This is a genomic window from Pseudoalteromonas sp. 2CM28B (assembly GCF_023161935.1).
Map to the genome: position 1 here is coordinate 90,459 of NZ_JALNTH010000028.1, position 9,044 is coordinate 99,502.

5 protein-coding genes are annotated in these 9,044 nt (G+C 41.8%); all 5 read right to left on the reverse strand.

Going from position 1 to position 9,044, the window contains the following annotated elements; all coding sequences use genetic code 11:
• Window positions 1–631: 631 nt before the first annotated feature.
• Complete coding sequence (locus tag MTN96_RS26790; RefSeq protein ID WP_248533286.1) at window positions 632–1,318, reverse strand: DTW domain-containing protein; 687 nt, start codon at window positions 1,316–1,318, stop codon at window positions 632–634.
• Window positions 1,319–1,692: 374 nt separating this feature from the next.
• Window positions 1,693–3,120, reverse strand: coding sequence for a dihydrolipoyl dehydrogenase (gene lpdA / locus MTN96_RS26795; protein WP_214553495.1), 1,428 nt, complete (start codon window positions 3,118–3,120; stop codon window positions 1,693–1,695).
• A gap of 163 nt (window positions 3,121–3,283) precedes the next feature.
• Window positions 3,284–5,194: a pyruvate dehydrogenase complex dihydrolipoyllysine-residue acetyltransferase gene (aceF, locus tag MTN96_RS26800; protein ID WP_248533288.1), complete on the reverse strand. Its 1,911-nt coding sequence runs from the start codon at window positions 5,192–5,194 to the stop codon at window positions 3,284–3,286.
• Between the two features lie 10 nt (window positions 5,195–5,204).
• The gene (gene aceE / locus MTN96_RS26805; RefSeq protein WP_248533290.1) at window positions 5,205–7,871 is read right to left on the reverse strand and encodes a pyruvate dehydrogenase (acetyl-transferring), homodimeric type; all 2,667 of its coding nucleotides are present in this window, start codon (window positions 7,869–7,871) and stop codon (window positions 5,205–5,207) included.
• Window positions 7,872–7,955: 84 nt separating this feature from the next.
• The gene (pdhR, locus tag MTN96_RS26810; RefSeq protein ID WP_248533292.1) at window positions 7,956–8,705 is read right to left on the reverse strand and encodes a pyruvate dehydrogenase complex transcriptional repressor PdhR; all 750 of its coding nucleotides are present in this window, start codon (window positions 8,703–8,705) and stop codon (window positions 7,956–7,958) included.
• Window positions 8,706–9,044: the final 339 nt, after the last annotated feature.

Here is a 9,044-nt window from a genome sequence, read left to right on the forward strand (position 1 = left end):
TTCATTTGTAAGAACCCAAACCATAAGCGGTTTTATCCTACATTTACTGCAAATCACTCTCTATAATTAACCCATAAATAAGCAACGACGCTGACCGAGTAAATGGAAACGGACTAACTACTCGAATTCCAAGGTTTGGTTTTTAGGATAACAGGGATTTAAGGACAGGCTCAGGATGAGTATCGCAATGGATTGTTGCATAAGGGATAGCATCCGGATGATGCGTAATGGATAACAACACGGAAAAGTTGTTGCTAAAGGATAGGGAATAAGACGGACAGGCCATTAAGGCAACACAACGGAATGGTAGCAAAAGGAATGCACTCGGATGTGCAATAAGGATAGGTAATAGATTTTACCGTACAGGATGTTTCAAGGATTTAGGGAGACAGGCTCGGATAGCCTATGTTACATAGAACTAGAAAGTAATATTGTAATAACACGGAACGTAAAAATTGGAGTTGATTAGGTTCAATTGCAGGATGCAACAAAGTTAGAAGATTCCGCAAGCGCGACTAGAGATGGTTCGCGCTTTTCTTTTGCCTAAAAATCAGCGGTCAGCCAAGATTATATACATTCAAACTATGAACAAGCATTAAACTCAGTTTTTTGAATGTTCGTGCCCTGCCTTTTATTCGGGCCTGCCTTTATTGCGCTTACCGAGTAAATAGGCGTCGCGAAACTTAATAAAATGCTGTTCTAATTTAGTACTTGCATCAACCTCACCAGCCAATGTCAATACCATAATAGCCACTTCTGCCGTACCTAACTGGTGAGCATGGGGTGCTACACGTAATCGGTAATCTGAGAGCTTTTGTGCGGTAATAGAAAGCACTGGTAAGTTATCTAAATAAGGACTCTTACGAATCATTTTTTTAGCTTCACGCCATGTACCATCTAAGAATATAAATAAAGGCGTTTTACCTGCAACAGGCTCTACTTGCGTTACTACTCTATCTGTTTCAACATCTTCTGCCGGAAAAATCACAAAAGGCTGATATTTATCATTATTCAATAATGCTAATAAAGCAGGATCTGGGGAGGTTCTATCCCAGCGAAACGCATAATTGTCAGGGACTATTTCAGCAATTAAACGCCCTGTATTAGACGGTTTAAAACTTTCATTATGATACATCAGTAAACAAACCGCAGCGTCGCAACTTGCATACTCAGCGCCCTCACAAATACAGTAATGCTTGGCAATTAAGCATTGCTCACAGCGGTCCATCTTACCGCCCCGGGCATTAAACTCGCGTCGAGATTCACTTATTTGCTGGGCACGTAATGCTAAAACTGAATTTTTGAAACCTTGAGTCACTGTGGTTTATTACCTATAAATTGATGGCTGCGCATTGTAGCTAAAATAAAAGGAAATAGATATCTGCGGGCTGCGGGCTGCGGGCTGCGGGCTGCGGGCTGCGGGCTGCGGGCGCTAGTAAAATAAAACACCGAGCTTTTTGCAAGCATAACTTTTATGTTGCAGGCGTGAATTTATCTCGCGCAGGTTTAATTTTGAGGCTTTAAGCCCGTTGCCTGTTGCCCGGCACTCGCAGCTCGACATGCTTTAGTCTTTGTTTTTGCACCATAGAGACGCTGCGCTAGATAGAACAATCTTTTGCTAAACGCTGAGGCTATAAAAACAAAAAACCCAAGCCGAGGCTTGGGTTTTTTATCACGATTAACTAGAAGAAATTACTTCTTCTTTTTAACTGCTTTTTTGTTTGGTAAATCAGTGATTGAACCTTCAAAAATTTCAGCAGCAAGGCCGATTGATTCGTTCAATGTTGGGTGAGCATGAATTGTTAGCGCTAGGTCTTCACCATCTGCACCCATTTCAATACCTAGACCGATTTCGCCCAGCATTTCGCCTGCGTTAATACCAATCATAGCACCACCGATGATACGGCCGCTTTCTTTATCAAAAATAAGCTTAGTAGAACCTTCAGTACGTGAAGAGGCAATTGCACGACCCGATGCAGCCCAAGGGAATACTGCTGTTTCAATGCTTAAACCTTGCTCTTTCGCTTCTTTTTCAGTTACACCCGCCCATGCAATTTCAGGGTCAGTGTAAGCAATTGAAGGAATACACTTAGGATCAAAGTAATGTTTTTGACCAGAGATAACTTCAGCAGCAACATGACCTTCATGAACCGCTTTATGCGCAAGCATAGGCTGACCCACTAAGTCACCAATTGCAAAAATATGTTCTACGTTAGTACGTAATTGCTTATCAACGTTAATAAAACCACGCTCATCAACATTCACACCCGCTTTATCAGCGTCTAACATGTTACCGTTTGGTGTACGACCTACAGCAACAAGTACTTTGTCGTAACGAACTGGCTCTGCTGGTGCATTTTTGCCTTCAAAAGTAACATATAATCCGTCGTCTTTTGCTTCAACGCCAGTTACTTTAGTTGAAAGCATCACGTTAAACTTGTCTTTAACATGCTTTTGGTAAATTTTAATGATGTCTTTATCAGCAGCAGGAACAAGCTGGTCTGCAAATTCTACAACGTCAATTGCAGAACCTAGTGCACGGTAAACCGTACCCATTTCTAGACCAATAATACCACCACCTAAAACAAGTAGTTTTTCAGGAACATCTTTAAGCTCTAGCGCGCCCGTTGAATCAATAACACGATCATCTTCTGGGATGAAAGGTAAGTTTACAGGTTTAGAACCCGCAGCAATAATTGCGTTATCAAAGGTAATGGTTGTTTTACCGTCAGCGCCTTCAACGTCTAAAGTATTGCTACCAGTAAATTTACCGTAACCTGATACAACTTTTACTTTACGCATTTTAGCCATGCCGTCTAAGCCACCTGTAAGCTGGCTAACAACAGAGTCTTTCCAAGAACGAACTTCATCTAAGTCAATTTTTGGTGCGCCAAAAGTAACGCCGTGAGATGACATTTCTGCAGCATCATCAATCACTTTAGCTACGTGTAAAAGTGCTTTAGAAGGAATACAACCAACATTAAGACATACACCGCCTAATGTCTCGCGAGATTCTACTAATGTAACTTCTAAGCCCAAGTCAGCAGCGCGAAAAGCCGCAGAGTAACCACCAGGACCACCGCCTAGTACAACAACTTGAGTTTTTAATTCGTTGCTCATGCTATTACCTTTATTGTTTGAACGGGACACAGCCCCAAAATTTAACTGCCATGTTTCTGCAAGGCAGAAAAGGGCATTTGTGCAAATATTGTATCATTGCAAATGATAAAAATCCCAGCTAAAAACAACTGGCTGGGATTTGATTTTACTCACTCTGTAGTGATCACATCACTAACTGGCGTATATCACTCATGTAACTTGCAAGAGTAACAGTAAAGCGTGCAGCAAGTGCACCGTCAATTACTCTATGGTCGTAAGACATTGAAAGTGGAACCATTAGCTTAGGCTCAAACTCTTTACCATTCCACTTAGGCTTCATTTCAGATTTAGACACACCTAAAATAGCCACCTCAGGTGCATTCACAATCGGCGTAAATGCCGTACCACCAATACCACCTAGGCTTGAAATAGTAAAACAACCACCTTGCATATCTGATGAACTTAACTTGCCATCACGCGCCTTTTTAGAAATATCCATAAGTTCGCGAGAGAGTTCAATAATGCCTTTTTTATCAACATCTTTAAATACTGGCACAACTAAGCCATTTGGCGTATCAACCGCTACACCAATGTTGATGTACTTTTTAAGGATTAAGCTTTCGCCATCCTCTGAAAGCGATGAGTTGAATGTCGGGAACTCAGCAAGCGCTTTAGCTGCTGCTTTCATTACAAATACGAGTGGCGTAATTTTAACACCTAGCTTTTTCTTCTCATTAAGCGCGTTTTGCTCTTTACGGAACTGCTCAAGGCTCGTGATATCCGCTTCATCAAACTGGGTAACATGTGGAATTTGTACCCAATTACGGTGTAAGTTTTTACCTGACAGCTTTTGGATACGAGAGAGTTTTTTCTCTTCAATTTCACCAAACTTAGCAAAATCAACTTTTGGCCACGCAATTAATCCAAGCTCACCGCCACCGGCATTGCCTTTAGCTGCAGGCACTTGACCAGACTCAACTTGCTTAACCAGTTGCTTAACATAGTTTTGTACGTCTTCTTTAACAACACGGTTTTTACGGCCCGTGCCTTTAACGTTGGCAAGGTTAATACCAAACTCACGTGCTAAACGACGAACAACTGGCGATGCATGAGCATAAGCGCTGTTGTTTTCAAAGCTCTCAGCACTTGCTTTTTCAGGCGCAGCAGTTGGTTTTGACTCTGCTTGAGCTGCTGGCTTAGATTCAGCCTTTGCCTCGTCTTGTTTTGCAGGCGCGTCACTTGGCGTGCTACCTGCTACTTCAAATACAAAAATCAATGAGCCCGTTTTAACTTTATCGCCAGTCGCTACTTTAATTTCTTTTACAGTACCTGCAAACGGTGCTGGTACTTCCATGGCAGCTTTGTCGCCTTCAACGTTTAAGATAGATTGCTCTTCTTCTACGCTATCGCCAACCGCAACCATAACTTCGGTTACTTCAACTTCGTCGTCACCAATATCCGGTACGCTAACTTCTTTAGTGCTTGATGCCGATACCTGTTCAGCAGACTTCTCTTGTGCTTTTGAGTCAGCTGCTGGAGCGCTTTGATTATCACCACCCGCCACTTCAAAAACAAATACTAATGAACCCGTTTTCACTTTGTCACCAGTATTTACTTTAATTTCTTTTACTATACCGGCAAAGGGTGCTGGTACTTCCATTGCCGCTTTGTCGCCTTCAACGTTTAAGATAGATTGCTCTTCTTCTACGCTATCGCCAACCGCAACCATAATTTCAGTTACTTCAACTTCGTCGTCACCAATATCTGGCACAGTCACTTCTTGAGTGTCAGAACCTGAAGCTTCTGCAGGTGCAGCAGCTTCAGCTTTAGCCGGCGCTTCGGGCTCACTTTGTGAACCAGTTTCTTCGCCTTCAAAAATCATAATTAACGAACCGGTTGTTACCGTGTCGCCTTCGCTTACTTTAATTTCTTTTACTGTACCTGCTTGCGCAGCAGGTACTTCCATCGCAGCTTTATCGCCTTCAACACTTAATAGTGATTGGTCAACTTCAACTTTATCGCCAACACTCACTAGTATTTCGGTTACTTCTACTTCATCGCCACCGATATCGGGTACTTTAATTTCAATACTCATTGCAAACCTCTTATGCGTACAGTGGATTAAGTTTGTTAGTGTCGATGTTGAATTTTTTAATTGCTTCAACAACCACTGACTTTTCAACTTCACCACGTTTAGCAAGTTCAGATAATGTCGCAACTACCACGTAGCTTGCGTTAACTTCAAAGTGACGACGTAGGTTTTCACGGCTGTCTGAACGACCGTAACCATCTGTACCCAATACTTTGTAGTTATTGCTTGGGATAAATGAACGCGCTTGTTCTGCGTAGTTTTTCATGTAATCCGTTGCAGCAACAGTGACTGAATCGTTTAATACGCTAGTAATGTACGGCGTTTTTTGCTCGCTTTCTGGGTTAAGCATGTTGAAACGCTCAACATCTTGTCCATCACGGGTAAGTTCATTGAATGATGTTACTGAGTAAACATCAGACGCAATACCGTAATCTTCGCTTAAAATGGCCGCCGCTTTACGCACTTCAGTCATGATAGTACCTGAGCTTAATAGCTGTACGTTGGCTTTTTTACCTTCGTAGCTTTCAAGCTTGTAAATACCTTTACGAATACCTTCTTCAGCACCTTCAGGCATTGCTGGCTGATGGTAGTTTTCGTTCATTAGCGTTAGGTAGTAGTAAATATTTTCTTGATCTTCACCGTACATACGACGAATACCGTCTTGCACAATAACCGCTACTTCAAATGCATAAGTAGGATCGTAAGAAATACAGTTAGGTACTGTGTTTGCAAGAATGTGGCTGTGGCCATCTTCATGTTGTAAGCCTTCGCCATTTAGCGTTGTACGACCCGCTGTAGCACCTAATAAGAAACCACGTGCTTGTTGATCCCCAGCCATCCATGCCATGTCACCAACACGTTGGAAACCAAACATAGAGTAGTAAATGTAGAATGGGATCATCGGTAAGTCGTTGGTGCTGTATGATGTTGCAGCAGCAACCCATGACGACATTGCACCTAGCTCGTTAATACCTTCTTGTAGTACTTGGCCTGAGGTTGCTTCTTTGTAGTAAGAAACAATATCACGGTCTTGAGGGGTGTAATTTTGGCCATGTGGGTTGTAAATACCGATTTGACGGAATAAACCTTCCATACCAAAAGTACGTGCTTCATCGGCAATAATTGGCACAATATTTTTACCAATACCTTTATCTTTTAATAAAATATTAAGTGCACGTACAAAGCCCATAGTGGTTGAAATATCACGCTTTTGCTCTTCAAGTAACGGCTTGAACGCATCAACTTCTGGTAACTGTAACTTTTCAGAGAACTTAGCAATACGTGTTGGCGTGTAACCTTGTAATGCCTCACGACGCGCATGTAGATACTTGTACTCTGGAGAATCTTTTTCAAGCTCTAAGTAGGGTAGCTCTTTTAATTGCTCTTCTGATACTAAATCATCTAAGCCTAAACGAGAGCGTAAGTGAGCCACATGCGACATATCCATTTTCTTAACTTGGTGCGCAATGTTTTTACCTTCAGCCGCTTCACCCATGCCGTAACCTTTTACAGTTTTAGCAAGGATCACGGTTGGACGACCTTTCGTTTCTTCTGCTTTTTTGAAGGCGGCAAACAGCTTTGAAGGCTCATGACCACCGCGCTTAAGGGCGAAAATTTCTTCATCGGTCATATCAGCAACAAGTGCTGCAGTTTCAGGGTAACGACCAAAGAAGTGCTCACGTACGTAAGCGCCATCTTTTGCTTTATATGTTTGGTAATCACCATCAACAGTTTCGTTCATTAACTGTAGTAATTTACCTGTGGTGTCTTTAGCAAGCAGAATATCCCAACCGCTGCCCCAAACAAGTTTAATAACATTCCAGCCAGCGCCTTTAAATAGCCCTTCTAGCTCTTGAATGATTTTACCATTACCCATTACAGGGCCATCTAAGCGCTGTAGATTACAGTTAACTAAGTAACATAAGTTGTCTAGCTTTTCACGGGCAGCAAAAGAAATAGCACCACGTGATTCTGGCTCATCCATTTCACCGTCACCTAAAAACGCATATACACGTTGGTTTTTAGTGTCTTTTAAGCCACGGCCATCTAAGTATTTTAAGAATCGTGCTTGGTAAATTGAAGAAATTGGACCTAAGCCCATAGATACCGTTGGGAACTGCCAAAACTCAGGCATTAATTTAGGATGAGGGTAAGAAGGTAGGCCTTTACCATCTACTTCCTGACGGAAATTATCAAGCTGTTCAGCACTTAAACGCCCTTCAACAAATGCACGCGCATAAATACCCGGAGAAATATGACCTTGGTAATAAACTAAATCGCCGCCATCAACATCATTTGGCGCTTTAAAGAAATGGTTAAAACACACTTCGTAAAATGCAGCAGACGATTGGTAAGACGCCATATGGCCGCCTAAGTCGAGATCTTTTTTCGATGCACGCAATACAATCATAATCGCGTTCCAGCGAATAATTGAACGAATACGGCGCTCAAGATTTACATCACCAGGGTAGGCAGGTTCTTGATCAACCGGAATCGTATTAACGTAGTTTGTGTTAATGCCTGTTGGCATATCAACACCGTCTAAACGGGCTTGCTCTAACACTTGCTCAAGTAAAAACTGAGCTCGTTCAACACCTTCTTCGCGCACAACCGATTCAAGAGCTTGTAACCACTCTTGTGTTTCTAGCGCGTCTACGTCAATTTTATTGACTTCAGACATATGGAGGTTTCCTTATGTTTAAAATACTAATTTTATGTATTGAATACTTCACTGTTAAATCAAGTTAACAGTGAATGTACTTGCTTAATTTTGTTTGGTGCGTCTTAAACTACGTTCAATTCGCGAATGCTCTTTACCCGCTTCAAGCAATGCTTCTTCAATATAGGCTAAATGCGCATTACTCGCTAAACGAGCTTGTTCAGGATTACCGTCAATCACTGCATCCATTAATAAACGCCTGTGCTCGGCTAATTGGCTGCTTATATCTGACTTTTTAAGTAACACCGTTAAGTTTTGTAAAACATTCTGCTCAAGTAAGCTTTGCATCCCTCTTACTAAATGCAGTAACACTACGTTATGAGATGCCTCAGCAATGCAAAAATGAAAGTCATTAATCGCTTTGGCTTTTTGCTTTAATTCATCTTTAGCTAATGCAATCTGATCAAAGCTCTGTTTTACTTTTGCAAAATCGTTGCTTGTTCCGCGAAGTGCTGCGTAATAAGCCGCAATTCCCTCTAGCGCATGACGAAATTCTAATAAATCAAATTGCGATTCGGGGTGTTTACTGATCAAATCAAACAACGGATCAGTCAGCCTCTCTTCCAATTGATTTTTTACATACGTTCCACCACCTTGACGACGGGTTACGAGCCCTTTTGCCTCAAGCTTTTGAATGGCTTCACGCAACGACGGACGCGACACTTCAAATTGCTTAGCGAGTTCACGCTCCGGTGGTAACTTTTCTCCTGGTGCTAACGACCCCTCAAGAATCATGTTCTCAAGTTGTTGTAAAATAACATCAGATAATTTTGCCGCTTTAATTTTTAAAGACATCAATCAACGTCCGCGTTGTATAAATGCTAACAGCCCATTAAATAAGGCTTTTAACTGAATGACCTAACCAAAAGGTAAATTGGTCATACCAAATTTTGCCATACGTTATCAAAAACCGTAATTACTGTCAATTTACAGCAGTTTTAAAGCCGTAAGGCCAGCGTAAGGTAATTTAAACAAAATTCAAATAATACACAGAATGCAGAGGATAAAGAAAGGTTAATAAGATGAAAAACAAATGGTCAGACCAGCTAATTTTAATTTTCGGGGTTCGGGGTTCGGGGTTCGGGGTTCGGGGTTCGGGGTTCGGGGTTCGGGGTTCGGGGTTCGGGGTTCGGG